13 protein-coding genes and 1 pseudogene are annotated in these 15,608 nt (G+C 64.5%); 6 read left to right on the plus strand and 8 right to left on the minus strand.

Annotated elements, in window-relative coordinates; all coding sequences use genetic code 11:
- The first annotated feature begins 4 nt into the window (after positions 1–4).
- Positions 5–1,015, plus strand: coding sequence for a DUF4105 domain-containing protein (locus tag SPH52_RS05995; RefSeq protein WP_411794082.1), 1,011 nt, complete (start codon positions 5–7; stop codon positions 1,013–1,015).
- 229 nt (positions 1,016–1,244) lie between these two features.
- Here the strand turns inward: SPH52_RS05995 and SPH52_RS06000 are convergent, their stop codons facing one another.
- From SPH52_RS06000 to SPH52_RS06015, 4 genes are all read right to left on the minus strand, one after another.
- On the minus strand, positions 1,245–1,979 hold the full coding sequence (locus tag SPH52_RS06000) for an RNA methyltransferase (protein ID WP_411794083.1): 735 nt from the start codon (positions 1,977–1,979) through the stop codon (positions 1,245–1,247).
- 111 nt (positions 1,980–2,090) lie between these two features.
- Entirely contained in the window at positions 2,091–3,731 is a 1,641-nt protein-coding gene (groL, locus tag SPH52_RS06005) for a chaperonin GroEL (RefSeq protein WP_411794084.1), read from the minus strand.
- 58 nt (positions 3,732–3,789) lie between these two features.
- Positions 3,790–4,083 carry a co-chaperone GroES gene (locus SPH52_RS06010; RefSeq protein WP_411794085.1) on the minus strand — a complete coding sequence of 98 codons (294 nt, stop codon included), beginning with the start codon at positions 4,081–4,083 and terminating at the stop codon, positions 3,790–3,792.
- A gap of 225 nt (positions 4,084–4,308) precedes the next feature.
- Positions 4,309–4,827 carry an FxsA family protein gene (locus SPH52_RS06015; protein WP_411794086.1) on the minus strand — a complete coding sequence of 173 codons (519 nt, stop codon included), beginning with the start codon at positions 4,825–4,827 and terminating at the stop codon, positions 4,309–4,311.
- 246 nt (positions 4,828–5,073) lie between these two features.
- Here SPH52_RS06015 and SPH52_RS06020 point away from each other — a divergent pair, with 246 nt between their 5' ends.
- The gene (locus SPH52_RS06020) at positions 5,074–5,835 is read left to right on the plus strand and encodes an SDR family oxidoreductase (RefSeq protein ID WP_411794087.1); all 762 of its coding nucleotides are present in this window, start codon (positions 5,074–5,076) and stop codon (positions 5,833–5,835) included.
- Between the two features lie 79 nt (positions 5,836–5,914).
- On the opposite strand, the gene SPH52_RS06025 is transcribed toward SPH52_RS06020, so the two are convergent.
- The 3 genes from SPH52_RS06025 to phhA all read right to left on the minus strand — a co-directional run bounded on the left by SPH52_RS06025 (position 5,915) and on the right by phhA (position 7,670).
- Complete coding sequence (locus SPH52_RS06025; protein WP_411794088.1) at positions 5,915–6,181, minus strand: ComEA family DNA-binding protein; 267 nt, start codon at positions 6,179–6,181, stop codon at positions 5,915–5,917.
- A gap of 267 nt (positions 6,182–6,448) precedes the next feature.
- Complete coding sequence (locus SPH52_RS06030) at positions 6,449–6,793, minus strand: 4a-hydroxytetrahydrobiopterin dehydratase (protein ID WP_411794089.1); 345 nt, start codon at positions 6,791–6,793, stop codon at positions 6,449–6,451.
- 43 nt (positions 6,794–6,836) lie between these two features.
- Positions 6,837–7,670 (minus strand): phenylalanine 4-monooxygenase, encoded by an 834-nt coding sequence (gene phhA, locus SPH52_RS06035; protein ID WP_411794090.1) that lies wholly within the window; start codon positions 7,668–7,670, stop codon positions 6,837–6,839.
- Positions 7,671–7,973: 303 nt separating this feature from the next.
- Between phhA and SPH52_RS06040 the strand changes: the two genes are divergently transcribed.
- Entirely contained in the window at positions 7,974–9,536 is a 1,563-nt protein-coding gene (locus SPH52_RS06040; protein ID WP_411794091.1) for a sigma-54-dependent transcriptional regulator, read from the plus strand.
- 44 nt (positions 9,537–9,580) lie between these two features.
- Here SPH52_RS06040 and SPH52_RS06045 read toward each other — a convergent pair whose 3' ends face one another.
- The gene (locus SPH52_RS06045; RefSeq protein WP_411794092.1) at positions 9,581–11,584 is read right to left on the minus strand and encodes an ATP-dependent DNA helicase RecQ; all 2,004 of its coding nucleotides are present in this window, start codon (positions 11,582–11,584) and stop codon (positions 9,581–9,583) included.
- Between the two features lie 216 nt (positions 11,585–11,800).
- Between SPH52_RS06045 and SPH52_RS06050 the strand changes: the two genes are divergently transcribed.
- The 3 genes and pseudogenes from SPH52_RS06050 to SPH52_RS06060 form a co-directional block, all read left to right on the plus strand.
- The gene (locus SPH52_RS06050; protein ID WP_411794093.1) at positions 11,801–13,207 is read left to right on the plus strand and encodes a hypothetical protein; all 1,407 of its coding nucleotides are present in this window, start codon (positions 11,801–11,803) and stop codon (positions 13,205–13,207) included.
- Positions 13,204–14,040 carry a hypothetical protein gene (locus SPH52_RS06055; RefSeq protein ID WP_411794094.1) on the plus strand — a complete coding sequence of 279 codons (837 nt, stop codon included), beginning with the start codon at positions 13,204–13,206 and terminating at the stop codon, positions 14,038–14,040. Before SPH52_RS06050 ends, SPH52_RS06055 begins: the two co-directional genes overlap by 4 nt.
- Positions 14,037–15,608, plus strand: a pseudogene (locus SPH52_RS06060) (hypothetical protein); the annotation flags it as partial. The gene SPH52_RS06055 and the pseudogene SPH52_RS06060, both read left to right, overlap by 4 nt.

The following is a 15,608-nucleotide window of genomic DNA, read 5'->3' on the forward strand; positions in this document are numbered from 1 at the left end:
ATTGATGAGTGGTTTGCTGGCGCTGGTCATGGCGTGGGGAGCTGCCGCATTGTGGTTCCGGCTACCTGGGTCCCGTATGCAGCGTCGACTGGCCGTAGCCGGCTGGAGCGTTCTCGCCCTGGTGTTGCTGCTGCTGGGGGGGCAGGGGATGTGGCTGGCGAACCTGCTCCAACTGCTGCTGCTGGCTGCGCTGTTCACCTGGTGGTTCAGGCTGCAGCCGACCCACGACCGGCCCTGGTCCGACGACGTTGCCTATCTGGCCACCGGCGAGGTTCAGGGTAACCGACTGACGCTGCACCACGTGCGAGACTTCGACTGGCGCACCCGCGACGATGCTGCGGTGCATTGGGAGCCGCGCAGCTATGATCTGGAGCGGCTCGATTCGGTCGACATGATCGTTTCCAGCTGGGGGCGTCCGGGAGTCGCACACGTGATGGTATCGTTCGGCTTCGAGGGCGAGCGTTTCGTCGTCTTCTCGGTGGAGGTGCGTCGCCTCAAAGGCACGCGTTTCTCCGAGATCGGTGGCTTCTTCCGCCAGTACGAGCTAGCCATCGTGGCTGCCGACGAGCGCGATGCGGTGGGTCTGCGCACCAAGGTGCGCGGCGAGCGGGTATCGCTGTTCCGGCTGCGCATGTCTTGCAACGCCATGCGCTCATTGCTGCTGGCCTATGTCGACGAGGCCAATGCGCTGGCGCAGTCGCCGCGCTTCTACAACACCATCACTGCCAACTGCACCACGCTGATCTTTGCCATGGCACGTGGCATCGGGGCTCGCCTGCCTTTCGACTATCGCCTGCTGGTGACCGACAGGCTACCGAGCTATGCCTTCAAGGTTGGTGGACTGTGGCCAGGGCATTCGCTACCCGAACTGGAAGAGGGCGGCCGAATCGACGAGCGGGCGCGCCAGGTGCACCGCGCTGCCGATTTTTCTCAGCGCATCCGCCAAGGAGTGCCGGGCTGGGAGTCGCTGGTTCCAGAATCGCCATCACAAGAAAAGTTGCCACAAGAAAAGTAGCCGCAAAGAAAGAGCGCCACGGGCCGAAGGCCACGTGGCGCATGTCTCCCTGGGCATGTTCCTTCATGCCGACATTCCTGCACCGGCTTCCTGCCCGGTCGCATCCGTGTCGCAGCTCGACAGTATCCCTTGTCTTTTCCCCTGGCGGGGCATGAACCTTTATCCCATCAACAGGTGACATTGCCATGACAGCACGGTGAAAAACGGTCGAATAAAGGCAATCTCAAGACTAGTCGCCCTTGGCGGATTCTTCCAGTGAGCGAAGCAGGCCGCGCAGTAGCGATAGCTCCTTACGGCTCGGCTGAGCCCGGGCGAACAGTGCCTGCAGCTGGGCTTCGGTGCGCGCATGGGGTTGCGTCAGAAAGCCGCTGGCCTGCATCACCCGGCCCAGGTGCACATGGAAATGGTCGAGCTGTTCGCGGGTCGGCTGACGCTCCTCGGCGGGGCGTGGTTGGCGATAATCACTCCCGGGCTGCTGGCGCCATGCCTTGAACGTCTCGTAGGCGAGTACCTGCACCGCCTGGGAAAGGTTGAGAATGCCGTAGTCCGGGTTGGCGGGAATGCTGACCTGATGGCTGCAGCAGCGGATTTCGTCGTTGGTCAGGCCGAAGCGCTCGCGGCCGAACACCAATGCTACCGGGTCGTCCGTGGCGTTGGCCACCAGCTCGTGGGCCATGGCTTCGGGCTCGTCGTAGTGGGGCAGTGGCAGGCTGCGCAGTCGGGCGCTGGCGCCCACCACCTGAACGCAGTCGGAAACCGCCTCTTCCAGTGATTCGACCACACGGGCGCCGTCGATCACATCTTCGGCACCTGCAGCCAGGCGCGAGGCCTCGCTGTCGGGAAAGCAGCGCGGGTTGACCAGCACCAGCTCGGTCAGGCCCATGGTCTTCATGGCCCGCGCCGAGGCGCCGATATTGCCGGGATGGTAGGTCTGGACGAGTACGATACGGATATTGGCGAGCATGGGTCAGCTTGCTTGTCAGGAAAAGCGTGATGGTAGCTCAAAAAGAGCAAGCCCCGCACTGGGCGGGGCTTGCTCGGTCCTGCAGGCCGAAAGGCCTTGGGGTGGGGCTGCTTACATCATGCCGCCCATGCCACCCATTCCGCCCATGCCGCCCATGTCCGGACCTTCCTTCTCTTCCGGATCGTCGGCGATCATGCACTCGGTTGTGATCATCAGGCCAGCCACGGAACCGGCGGACTGCAGGGCAGTACGGGTTACCTTGGCCGGGTCCAGCACGCCCATTTCGAACAGGTCGCCGAACTCACCGGTCTGGGCGTTGTAGCCGAAGTTGCCTTCGCCTGCCTTCACCTGGTTGCAGATCACGGAAGCTTCCTGACCGGCGTTGGTGACGATCTGACGCAGCGGAGATTCCATGGCGCGCAGCGCGATGGCGATACCGTGGGTCTGATCTTCGTTCTCGCCCTTGAGATCCTTGATCTTGGTCAGCACGCGCACCAGAGCGGTACCACCGCCAGGTACGACACCTTCCTCGACCGCAGCGCGAGTGGAGTGCAGGGCGTCTTCGACGCGAGCCTTCTTCTCCTTCATCTCGACTTCGGTGGCGGCACCGACGCGGATGACGGCAACACCGCCGGCCAGCTTGGCAACGCGCTCCTGCAGCTTCTCACGGTCGTAGTCGGAAGAAGTGTCTTCGATCTGCGCACGGATCTGGTTGACGCGGGCTTCGATGTCGCCCTCGTTACCGGCGCCGTCGATGATGGTGGTGTTCTCCTTGGACATGGTGATGCGCTTGGCGCTGCCCAGGTGGTCGAGGTTGGCCTGCTCGAGAGTCAGACCCACTTCTTCGGAGATCACGGTGCCGTTGGTCAGGATGGCGATGTCCTGCAGCATGGCCTTGCGACGGTCACCGAAGCCGGGCGCCTTGGCGGCTGCGACCTTGACGATACCGCGCATGTTGTTGACCACCAGGGTGGCCAGGGCCTCGCCTTCGATGTCCTCGGCGATGATCGCCAGCGGCTTGCCGGACTTGGCGGCGGCTTCCAGCACCGGCAGCAGTTCGCGGATGTTGGAGATTTTCTTGTCGACCAGCAGCAGGTAGGGGTCTTCCAGCTCGACCGCCATGGTGTCCTGGTTGGTCACGAAGTAGGGCGACAGGTAGCCGCGGTCGAACTGCATGCCTTCGACGACTTCCAGCTCGTCCTCGAAACCACGGCCTTCGTCGACGGTGATGACACCTTCCTTGCCGACCTTCTCCATCGCTTCGGCGATGATCTCACCGATGCGCTTGTCGCCGTTGGCGGAGATGGTACCGACCTGGGCGATGGCCTTGGAGTCGGTGCAGGGTACTGCCAGTGCCTGGATTTCCTTGACCGCTGCGATGACCGCTTGGTCGATGCCGCGCTTCAGGTCCATCGGGTTCATGCCGGCGGTCACGCCTTTCATGCCCTCGGTGACGATGGACTGGGCCAGTACGGTGGCGGTGGTGGTGCCGTCACCGGCAACGTCGGAAGTCTTGGAGGCGACTTCCTTGACCATCTGGGCACCCATGTTCTCGAACTTGTCTTTCAGTTCGATTTCCTTGGCGACGGAGACGCCGTCCTTGGTCACGGTCGGTGCGCCGAAGGACTTCTCCAGGACCACGTTGCGGCCTTTCGGGCCCAGGGTGGCCTTGACGGCGTTGGCCAGGATGTCAACGCCACGGGCCATGCGCTTGCGGGCGTCGTCGGAGAATTTGACTTGTTTCGCTGCCATTTTTCGTTACTTCCTGTGAGTTCGTGAACGTCTATGGGAACGGAGTAGGTGCGCTGGCTTAGCCCAGGACCACGGCGAGGATATCGGACTCGCTCATGATCAGGACTTCCTCGCCATCGATCTTCTGTTTCTCGACGCCAAAGCCTTCCTTGAAAATCACGGTGTCGCCGACCTTGACGTCCAGCGGGCGAACATCACCGTTGTCGAGAATCCGGCCGTTACCGACGGCGAGCACTTCGCCACGAGTCGGCTTTTCCTGGGCATTGCCCGGAAGCACGATGCCGCCAGCGGTTTTTTGCTCTTCTTCAACGCGACGGATGACGACGCGATCGTGCAAGGGACGGATGTTCATTGCTCACGTTCTCCTGATGGTCAGTGATGCCATGGCATGCATGGCGGTTCATCATTTTCTCCCGGTTGAACCGGAAGGTGGAAGGCGAAGCCGCCTTCCTTGTTGAAGATGCCGAGTTCCACTCGGCACCGTAGCCTTTGTGCTGACCGAGAAATGGGGCCGGGCAAATTCCTTTCAAGGCCCCGCGGTAAAAAATTTTCTCCCCGGGCGATAGTGCTGGTGCCGCTAGCGGCGTGGCTCGTTGCGGCTGATGAAATCGCCTTCCAGCGGTTGCTCGCCATCCTCTCCCTGTCGTCCTTCATTGGTATCGCGTGCGCCTGGGCCGCCCTCCGGTCGATGCCAATCGCCGCTGGGTCCCGGGTTGCCCTGCGGGCTGCGACGGGCCACGCCAAGCAGGCGAAGATTGACCAGCGCCAGCAAGCGGCCGAGGAGGCGACGTGCACCGGGCAAGACGCAGATCAGGCCAAGCGCATCGGAAAGGAAGCCGGGGGCAAGCATCAGTGCGCCGCCGAAAATCAGCGCCGCGCCGGCCAGCAGCTCGCTGGAAGGCAGTTCGCCTTGTGCCATGCGCTGGCGAGCTCGGGCGAGAGTGGCGGTGCCCTGCCGGCGAATCAGATGGAGCCCGATGAAACCGGTGGCTAGTACCAACACCAGGGTGGGCAGTAGGCCGATACGGCTGCCTACGGAGAACAGCACGATGAAATCGAGCAGGGTGAAGAGCGTAAAGATAATCAGTAACGGCATGTGGTCTCCGGCGCTGGTGATCTGCTGATCAATGGGGGCGGGCGGTGGAAATTCAAGCGTACTGGGTGGCTGGCGCAAGTCATGATATTCTTGTGCTGCACTGCACAAAAAATCGTCTCGCTCTCAAGTCAACCGAGCTTTTTGCCGAAAAGACAGTATGGCGAGAACTTCCTGGCGGACTGGGCGGATGCCAAGCTCCTGATCGGGCGAGCATCGAACCGGCTCACTACTTACTGGGGACAGCGAATGAAACTGGACAAGACCGTGATTGCCATTACTGGCGGCGCCCGGGGCCTAGGCTTTGCCATGGCGCGTCGACTTGGACGTCAGGGTGCCACACTGGCGCTGCTGGACATGGACAGCGACGCCCTGGACAAGGCCGTATCCACGCTGCATGCCGAAGGCATCGAGGCGGGAGCCTTTCGTATCAACGTGGCGGATGAGGCATCGGTGAAGCAGGCTTTCGGCGACGTCGCGGCGACCCTGGGGCCTGTCAGCGGCCTGGTCAACAATGCCGGTATCCTGCGTGACGCGCTGCTGGTCAAGGCAAAGGACGGCAAGGTCGAGAAGACCATGTCGCTGGAACAGTGGCAGTCGGTCATCGACGTCAACCTCACCGGCGTGTTCCTGTGTGGCCGCGAGGCTGCCAGCCAGATGGTCGAGGCCGACCATGGCGGTGTGATCGTCAACATCTCGAGCATTTCGCGGGCCGGCAACATGGGTCAGAGCAACTACGCCGCGGCCAAGGCTGCCGTGGTGGCATTGACCACGACCTGGGCCAAGGAATTGGCACGCTACGGCATTCGTGTCGGGGCGGTGGCGCCGGGCTTCATCGAGACCGACATGACCGCTTCCATGCGCGAGGACATGCTCGATAAACTGACTGCGGGCGTGCCGCTCAGGCGGCTCGGCGATCCCGACCATATCGCCCAGAGCGTGGCCTTCATCATCGAGAACGACTATTTCACCGGTCGAGTGATCGAGTGCGATGGCGGCCTACGCATATAAAAAGAAACCCCTGCCCAGAACGACAGCGAGGCCGGCAAAAGCCGGCCTCGCTGCGTTTCGGCCAACCCTGGAGCCGGCCTTAGAATTCCACCTGGTCGCGGAAGCCTTCCACGGTAGCCGGTCCGATGCCGCTGACGCGGGTCAGGTCGTCGGCACTTTCGAAGTTTCCGTTGGCTTCGCGATCCTCGATGATCGCCTGGGCCCGGCTCGGCCCGATGCCCGGCAGCTCGGTGAGCAGTTCCGCATCGGCGGTGTTGACGTTGATCGGTGCCACGTCCTGGGCCATGGCCAGCGAGGCAAAGCTCAGTACCAGTGCCAGCAAGGCTGCTTGTACGACTCCCTTCATCTCTTTTTTCCTCTATCGTTAAGTTCTTCTTCTTGAAGTGTTCGAGACGTGGATAGGTCTCGTGCTCCAAGCTAAACGAGTCCGGCGAGGAAAAAGATAGGTATATCGCCATTTGCTATGTAAGAAAAAGCCGATAGTGATTGGGCGATTTTGCCCAATACCCTTGTGAGATTTCTTGCACAGGAGGCGCAGGGGCGAGGGCTGGAGGCCATCTCGCCCGATGCCTTCATACGTTACTTGCAAGACATCGGGCGGCTCAGAGAACGGTCAGTCTTGCGCAGCCACCTTGTCGGTACGCGCGGCGAGGATGAAGTCGTTCTTGTGCAGCCCCTTCATCTCGTGGGACCACCAGGTCACGGTAACCTTGCCCCATTCCGTGAGCAGGGCAGGATGGTGGCCCGCTTCCTCGGCGATTTCGCCGACGCGGTTGGTGAAAGTCAGCGCCTGCTTGAAGTTGCGGAACTTGAACACGCGTTCCAGCTGCTTGATACCGTCGCGTTCGAGGATGCTCCACTCGGGGATGTCGGCCTTGAGGGTCTCGATCTCGTCATCGCCGACATGGGGGGCATCCCAGCTGCACGCTTCACACTGCTGTTCGGAAAGTTGGCTCATCTTGGCTCCTCGTCAGGGGTGTCGTTGTGTGATGGCTCAATGGTCAGGCTTTGGCTGTCTTCTTGGGGGCCGGTTCGAAAAGCGGCTCGTGCAGGCCCAGTTCCATGGCCTGATGTACCATACCCATGATGTCCTGCTGGGATAGCTCGTGCAGGGCCGAGAGGTCGTCCAGCACGTAGTAGAGCGGTTGCAGAATATCGATACGGTAGGGCGTGCGCAGCGCTTCGACGGGGTCGAACGGTTGATGCACCGGCGTATCCGACAGCGCGTGCAGGGTCTCCTTGGGCGAGGAGATGATGCCGCCGCCGTAGATGCGTCGTCCGGCCGGTGTATCCACCAGGCCGAACTCCACCGTCATCCAGTACAGCCGCGCCAGGTAGACTCGCTCCTTGGGCTCGGCGGCGAGGCCGAGGCGACCGTAGGTGGCGGTGAACTCGGCAAAGGCCGGGTTGGTGAGCATCGGGCAGTGGCCGAAAATCTCGTGGAAGATATCCGGCTCCTTGAGGTAGTCGAGCTCTTCCGGCGTGCGGATGAAGGTGGCCACCGGGAAGCGGCGATTGGCCAACAGGTCGAAGAAGGTGTCGAACGGAATCAGCGCTGGCACTTGGGCGGTCTGCCAGCCGGTACTGGCCTCGAGCACGCGATCAATGTCGGCCAACTGGGGGATGCGGTCCTCGGGCAGGGCAAGCCGCTCCAGGCCGTCGAGATACTCCTGGCAGACGCGTCCCTCGAGCATGCCGAGCTGGCGCTGCATCAGGGTCTGCCAGGTGGCATTGTCCTGCTCCGGCCAGTCGATGAAGCCGTTGTCGTCCGGCAGACGCGCACGGTAGCCGGTCTTGCTGGCGACATCGCTGAGATGCGGGTTGGATGACGTCATGGGTCACTCCGGTCGGCTGGTCTTGTGTTTGTCTTGCGAACCTTTTGACCGGAGTGTAGGGCCGTGGCACCTCGAATTTTCCTCTTTCAGTAAGCGCAACGGCACTGGAAAAAGCGTTTGGTGTAAAGAAAGCCTGACGACTTATTGCAAGCCTTGACCTCCTTGCATGAGACCGAGGCCTGCACGAGTTTGAGTCGATCAGGGTGTCACGTTATCTTTACAGTCGAGTCACGTCGGGTTGACGTACTTTTCATGTTCCGCCAGTCGCTCCGTGTTCCCGATTCCGCCCCGAGGCCAAGCTCCATGAGATTGAGGTTTCACTGCCAGAACCGTATCGGCATCCTGCGTGACATCGTTTCGCACTTCGTCGACTATGGCCTCAACGTCGCTCGCGGCGAAGTCGGGGGTGAACACGGCAACGCCATCTATCTCCACATCCCCAATCTGCTCAACGCCCAGTTGGCCACGCTCAAGCCGGAGCTGGAGGCGGTGCCCGGCGTGTTCGGCGTGCGCCGGGTCAGCCTGATGCCCAGCGAACGGCGCCACCTGGAGCTCGATGCGCTGTTGTCATCGCTTTCCGACCCGGTGATGTCGATCGACATGGAGGGGCATATCGTTGCCGCCAACCGCGCCGCCGGTCAGCTGCTCGGGGTGCGCATCGACGAGGTGCCGGGGCTGTCGCTCAACCGCTACCTGCCCGATGTGGATTTGCCGGCGCTGGTCCGGCGCAACAATGCGCGGGTCAACGGCCTGCGCATCAAGCTGCGCGACGCCACCTTCCTGGCCGATATCGCTCCGCTGCATCGCGAGCACCACGATGACGTGGCCTCCCTGGCCGGCGCCGTGGTGACCCTGCACAGCGCCGATCGTATCGGCGAGCGCATCTACCAGGTGCAGCGCCAGGAGCTGCGCGGCTTCGATGCACTGTTCCAGGCGAGCCCCCGCCTCGCCGCACTGATTCGTGAGGCGCGGCGTATGGCGCCACTCGATGCACCGCTGCTGATCAATGGTGAAACCGGCACCGGCAAGGAGCTGCTGGCACGGGCGTGTCACCTGGCCAGCTCACGCGGGCAGTCACCGTTCATGGCGCTCAACTGCGCCGGCCTGCCGGAGTCGATGGCCGAGACGGAGCTGTTCGGCTACGCCCCGGGCGCCTTCGAGGGCGCGCGCCCCGAGGGCAAGCTCGGCCTGCTGGAACTGACCGCGGGCGGTACCATCTTCCTCGACGAAGTGGGGGAGATGAGCCCTCGTCTGCAGGTCAAGCTACTGCGTTTCCTGCAGGACGGCGGCTTTCGCCGGGTGGGCAGCGACGAGGAGACCTACCTGGACGTGCGGGTGATCTGTGCCACCCAGCAGGACCTACCCAAGCTGTGCGCCGAGGGCCTTTTTCGCCAGGACCTCTACCACAGGCTCAATGTACTGTCGCTGGCGGTGCCGCCGCTGCGTGACTGCCTCGACGGCATCGAGGCCATGGCGCAGCACTTCATCGACCGAGCGGCGCGCCAGATCGGCTGCCGCATGCCCGGTCTCTCGCCGGCGGCGCTGGCACGGCTCTCCGCCTACCACTGGCCGGGCAACGTCCGCCAACTCGAAAACGTGCTGTTCCAGGCGGTGTCGCTATGCGAGGGCGATGCCATCGAGCCGGCTCACCTGCGCCTGCCGGACGTAGGCGCGGCGCCGGGTCTCTCCGGCATCGATCTCGACGGCAGTCTGGCCGGCATCATGAGTGATGTGGAGCGGCGTGTGCTGGCCGCACTCTACCCGCAATACCCTTCCAGTCGGCAACTGGCCAAGCGCCTTGGGGTGTCGCACACCACCATCGCCAACAAGCTGCGCAGCTACGGCATCGGTTCTGCCGACTCCTGAGCGTTGATCAGCGTCGTACGGGCGGCCANCAACAAGCTGCGCAGCTACGGCATCGGTTCTGCCGACTCCTGAGCGTTGATCAGCGTCGTACGGGCGGCCAGGTCGCGCACCTCGGCGTAGCGGTAGGCCTCCAACGCCCCGAAGCCATTCAGGCGGCGTGCCTTCATGCGGGTGAGCAGGGGGCCGGTGAGCCCGCACAGGAAGCGCGCCAGAAGGTCGGGCGTGACGGAGTGGGTCTCGCCGCTGTTGGCCAGTTGCTGGACCAGTTCACCTGCGAGCCGCTCGATGGTTTCTGCCGTCAAGGATTCGAGTGGCTCGGGGTCGGGCAGGCGTGCGACCTGGCCGTGGCAGGCCGAACAGTGGCCGCAGTGCTGTGGCGCCCGGTCATCGCCGAACCATTCGGCCAGCCGTCGGCTCAGGCACGCCTCGCTCTCGAACAGGGCGAGCATCGCATGAAGGCGCTCGACCTCGGCGCGCTCCTTGTCGAGGAAATAGGCGTGCAGCTCCTCGGTCAGGGCGGCAGGATCGAGATCGCCGCGCAGGACGTCGTAGACCTCGGTCATCTGCTTGCTTTCGAGCACCATCCAGCCCTGGGCGACGAAGTAGTCCAGGGCGGTGATCACTCGAGTGCGCTCGACGTTGAGTCTGCGCTCGCCACCCAGGCGCTCGAGTGCGGCAAAGTCCAGATTGAACCAGGTGCGAGCGCGCTGCGAGGCGTCGAGGATCGCCTGGACGAAGGCGCCACGCTCGCCCTCGAAGCGGGCGACCAGCACTTCGGGCTCATCGTGCAGGCGGAAGCGGTACTCGGCAAAGTAGCTGTAGCGTGGCGCGATGATACCGCGTAGCTCTAGCTGAACCAGCAGCGTCTTGAGTGGCAGCGGGCGGATGTTGCTGTGCTGGGAAAGCGAATTGAGCACCAGCTCCCACTGGCCCCCTGGGACGGTATGGGCACCGATCAGCTCGTCGATCACGCGGCGAATGCCATTGGGCTCCGGCGTGTCGCCGTAGACGAAGTTCTCCAGCACGTTGACGTGATCGCGCCCGGCCAGCATCAGGCAGTCGGAGGGCTGGCCGTCGCGGCCGGCGCGGCCGATCTCCTGGCTGTAGTTCTCGACCGACTTGGGCAGATCGAAGTGCACCACGTTGCGGATGTCGGACTTGTCGATGCCCATGCCGAAGGCGATGGTGGCGACGATGCAGGGCGTATGGCCGGCCATGAAGTCGCGCTGGATGCGCTCGCGGGTCTCGCTGTCGAGCCCGGCGTGGTAGGCGATGGCACTCATGCCCGCCTTGCTCAGGTAGGCGGCCAGGCGCTCGGCGGTCTGCTGCAGGGTGACGTAGACGATGGTGGGCTCGGGCGGCTCCCCGCCGAGCTTGGAGCGCAGCCAGTCGACCAGCCGGCGTGGACGCATCTCGGCCGGCACCGGCGCCACTTCCAGATTGAGATTAGGGCGATAGAAGCCGGTGGCGGTGACGTCGCCTTCGGCGATGTCGAAGCGCTCGCGCATGTCGGCGATTACCCGCGGCGTAGCCGTGGCGGTCAGCAGCAGCACCTGTGGGATGTCGAATTCATGGCGGTAGTGGGGCAGCTTGAGGTAGTCCGGCCGAAAATTGTGGCCCCACTCCGAGATGCAGTGGGCTTCGTCCACGACCAATAGCGAGATCGGCACGCGGCGGATGAAGGCGCGGAAGCGCTCGTTCTTGAGCCGCTCCACCGAGACCATGAGGATGCGGATCTCGCCGCGCTTGACGCCCTCCATGACCGCGGCCGCTTCCTCGCGGCTCTGGCTCGAGTCGATACTGGCGGCGGCGATGCCGTGGCGGGCGAGAAAGGCGAGCTGATCCTGCATCAGCGCCAGCAGCGGCGAGATCACCAGCGTCAGGTGGGGCAGGTGCAGTGCGGGTAACTGGTAGCACAGCGACTTGCCCGAACCGGTGGGAAAGATCGCCGCCGCCGAGCGGCCCGCGGTGATCGCCTCGATGACAGGGCGCTGGCCGAGGCGAAAGTCGTCATAGCCGAAGACCTGTTGTAACGTCTGATCGATCACGTAGGCACTCCCTGCGCAGTTGTTTTAGGCACCGTCCTCACGAAGGCGGAGGCCATGGCGACCACCGGGCGGTAGCGCACATTCTCGCATATCGTTGGCTTCGACGATTGTCGGTTCCGGCACGGCTGCGTGATAAAACCGCAGGCACTAGTTCCATGACCCGAGCGACCGAGCTTGGCATAATGCCCCTCTTTTCTTCGCCCGCAGGGAAGACCCATGACCGCCTGGAGCAAGCTGCTGATCGCCACGACGCGGCTGATCGACCTGCACGACAGCGCCCATGAGCCCGGCTCGCCTTTCGTTCAGGTAAGCCAGGAGCAGCGTCGCGGCCTGCGCGACGGCTACTGGCTCGACCTCGGCTGCCTGCTGCTCGATTACCTGCTCGACGAGGACTTTGCCACCAACAGCGCCTTCGTCTCGCAGACCCGCTGCCTCAATCACCTGCGCGAGATCTATCCGCAGCTGCCGCATGACGACCTGAGCTTCGTCATCAACCTGCTGGCCACGCCCAGCGAGATTCACTTTCGCCAGCCGTCCCCGGCCCCGCGCCAGGCTTCCTTGGCCGCAAGCGAGTTGGGCGAGGGCCGCGCCCGGCGCAGCACCAAGCGTACGGCGCTGATCGAGAAGCAGGGCCAGACCGGCCAGGTGAGGCTCACTCCGAGCGGCCGCCAGGCGGTGACGCTCGCCAGCCAGGTCGAGGATCTGCTCTATTCCGAGTACGACGCCGCCAAGGTGCTGGCCGCGCTGGCGCGGGGCGATTTCGCCCGCATTCCCGACATCACCAACCAGATCCTGCTGGCCATCCGCGCCCTGACCCAGGAGCTGCGCCGGGTGCGCGAGAACCCCACCCGCGAAGGTAAGCTGGCCGCGCTGCTCGACAATGAGCGCCACTACCACAATGCACTGACCAACATTCAGCAGACCCTGCTCGATGCTCGCGCCCAGCTCGCCACGCCAAGGCTGATGGAGCGCTTCGAAGGCTGGCGCGAGGCGCAGGAGGAGGAGTGGGACCTGCGCGTGCTCTCCGGCGCCCTCGGCCGGGTGCTCAACGCCATCGAGAACCTCTCGCGGCGTCTCTCGGAGCTTCTCGCCGACATCGCCGAGGGGCGCATCCAGGCCATGGGCGTGATCGATTTCCAGGACATGGCGCGCCAACTGCTAGAGGCGCCGCCAGCGGCCGCGCTTCGCGACGCCGTGGTGGCGCGCATGATGCCGCTGCACGTGCAGGCGACGTTCCCACGCCTGGCGCCGCTGGTACCGCTGCTCGAAAGCCGCCGCGCCGAAGCCAGCGCCTCGGCGCTGGTGTTCGACGAGGCCAGCGACGCGGCCCCTGAGGACCCGCTGCTGGCGCGTTTCCTCGAGGCACGCGGCCCGGCGCTACGGAAGCGCATCCAGCAGGCGCCACTGTCGCTGCCCGATGCATTGGCCGAAGGCTGGCACCGCTTCGAGGAGGGCGATTGCCTGGCGCAGTTGCTCAATACCTTCGTCGACACCGAGCTGCTCGATCCGGGGCTGACGGTGGGTATCGAGGCCACGCCGTTCGAGCTCCGGCTCGACGACGGCCGGCGCATCGAAGGGGTCGTGACCCCGTCCCTCGGCTTTTTTAAGGAAGAACTTGTATGAATATGACCGAGATGGGCGAGGTAGTCGCCTACCTGCTGCGCTATCGCAGCGCCGAACGCACCCCAGGCGGCGGGCGCAAGCGCCGTGCCGCCCGCGAAGGCCAGCTCTCCGAGCGTGACGTGTGCGCCTTGATCGACGACGCCAGCGAGGCCGAGCGCGAGGCCCTGCGCGACTTCCTGGGCGGCCAAGGGCTGAGGCTCAAGGCTTTCGAGGCCGGCGACTACCCTGGCATCGCGCCAGGCTCGCGCTACTACGCGCTGCTGCCCGACCCGGAGCTGGAGCAGCCGCCGCTCTATACCCGCGAGCCGGTATTCGAGGCGCTCAAGCTGCGCCAGGAGAGCCGCGCCGAGCTGGCCCAGTGGTACCTGCAGTTGTGGCTGTTGATGCACACGCTGCTCTACACCCGCTACAACCGTGCGCTCTCCGACGTCAGCCGTTATCAGGAGGCCACCTTCGCTGGAGCCGAGCTGGTCGAGCTGATGCGCGATCAGCTCGAGTCGCTGCGTGCTCTCGGCGAGGAGGCACCGGAGACCAGCCGGGCACTGCTCGAGGAACGCGGCGAGGACATCAGCCGCCGGGTGCGCGCCTTCATCGACCTGCAGGTGCGTGCCGGCCTGCTCGAAGGCCTGCGCGAGGCCGATCCGGCAACGGCCACCGAGGAGGGGGGCGGTGAGGTCTGGCAGCAAACCCTGCTCGGGGCGCTGGAGAGCGAGCAGGTCGGCATTCATCAACTGGGCCACCTTCGGGCCCTGGCCCAGGGCCGCGTGCTGAGCCGGTATGCAGACGAGGGACGAGAGGCGCCTATCGACGAGTACGAGGAGACCCAGGCATGAGCGTGATCAACCGTATCGAGGTCGCCAACCTGCTCAACAAGCACGGCGACGTGGCCTCGCCCTGGGACGCCAAGATGCGCCACGTGCTGCTCGACCTGCGCGGCCAGTCCAGCGCCATCAGCATGGAGAACGGCTTCGGCAAGACCACGCTGGCCGAAGCGTTGATCGGCCTGCTGTCGCGCGACCGCATGCTGCTCTCGCGCACGCGGCGCAAGTGCTCACCTTCTTCGGTGGGCGGCGAAGGGCGAAGCTGGAGCCACTTGCGGGTGGAGTTCCGCTCGCGCAGCGGTCTCGAGCGCCAGGACGACATGCTGGCTGCCGTCGGAGAAGAGGTGGCCGGCGAGACCTTCGTGTTCGGCTTCTACGGCTACAGTGACGGTAGCGGGCTCTCCTTCTATCACTACGCCGGGCGTCTCGAGGATGTGCCGGTGCATCACCTCACCCTCGACGGCAAGCTGGCGCTCTATGCCAACCGCGACGTCAAGGCCGTCATGGCCGAGCGTGGCGTGCGCCTGACCCACAATCGCGAGGAGTGGCTCGAGGCGGTGGGCGCCCACGTGTCGCGGCGCGAGCTGGCCCAGCTTGCCGCCTTCCAGAAGGAGGGGGGTGCCGACAAGAGCCAGATCTTCAACGCCATCAAGCCCCGCTCCGGTGAGAAGGCCGACCAGGCCTTTTTCTTCGAAGTGCTGGCGCCCGAAATCCTCTCCGGTGCCACCCGCGGCGAAACCGACGAGAGCGAGGAACTGATCGAAGAAGTCATCCTCAACTCTGGCACCAACATCACCGAACTGCGCCATCGCCTGGAGGAGGCCGAGAGTGACCAGCGTCGTACCAGCGACAAGGTAATGCGGCTGGCCGAGCTGCGCGAGCAGGGCGAGACCCTGCGCGACGCCCGCGCTCGGTTAAGCGAGCTCGACCAGGGCCTGGCGGCCAGCGAAGCGCTGCTGGGCGGCCAGGCGCTATTGGGCCTGCCCGGTCTGCCGCGTGCCAATGCCGAGGCGGAATCCGAAGAGGATGCCGCCCCGCTGGAGGGTTTTGCCTGGATTGCCGGCGATACCACCCGACCGCGGGTTTCCACCTCCCTGCTGGCGACCCTCTCCGGCCTCTCCGAGCGGGCGGTGCGCCAAGCGCTCTCCGAGCGCGGCGCCCGGGTCGACGTGCATAGACGGCTGATTCACCTGCCCGAGGCGCAGTGGCCGCTCAACCGCGACGTGGGGCACGTCAGCTTCAAGGCCGCTCGCGAGTGGCTGGGCGAGAGCCACGCCCTCAACGACGACACGGCTCGCGACCGGGCGCTTTCCGCCCTGGACGAGGGGGCCGACGCCTTCGAGGCGGCCGACGGCAATCGCTTCCGCGAGGAGGTGATCGGCGACGGCGTCTATCTCGAGGAACTGACCCGCGATCTGACTGCCCTCGATGAGCAGCGCGATGCCATGGAGCAGGAGCGCGAGCGGCTCGAATCCCAGCAGCGCGACTTCGTCGATAACCAGAGTTTCTATACCCAGGCGCTCTCGGAGGGACTGTTCAGCGAGGCCGAGCTGGAAACCCCGGAGGCCAGCGCCGAGGCG

This window comes from Halomonas sp. A29, from assembly GCF_046723295.1.
In the GTDB taxonomy this organism is placed as follows: Bacteria; Pseudomonadota; Gammaproteobacteria; order Pseudomonadales; family Halomonadaceae; genus Halomonas.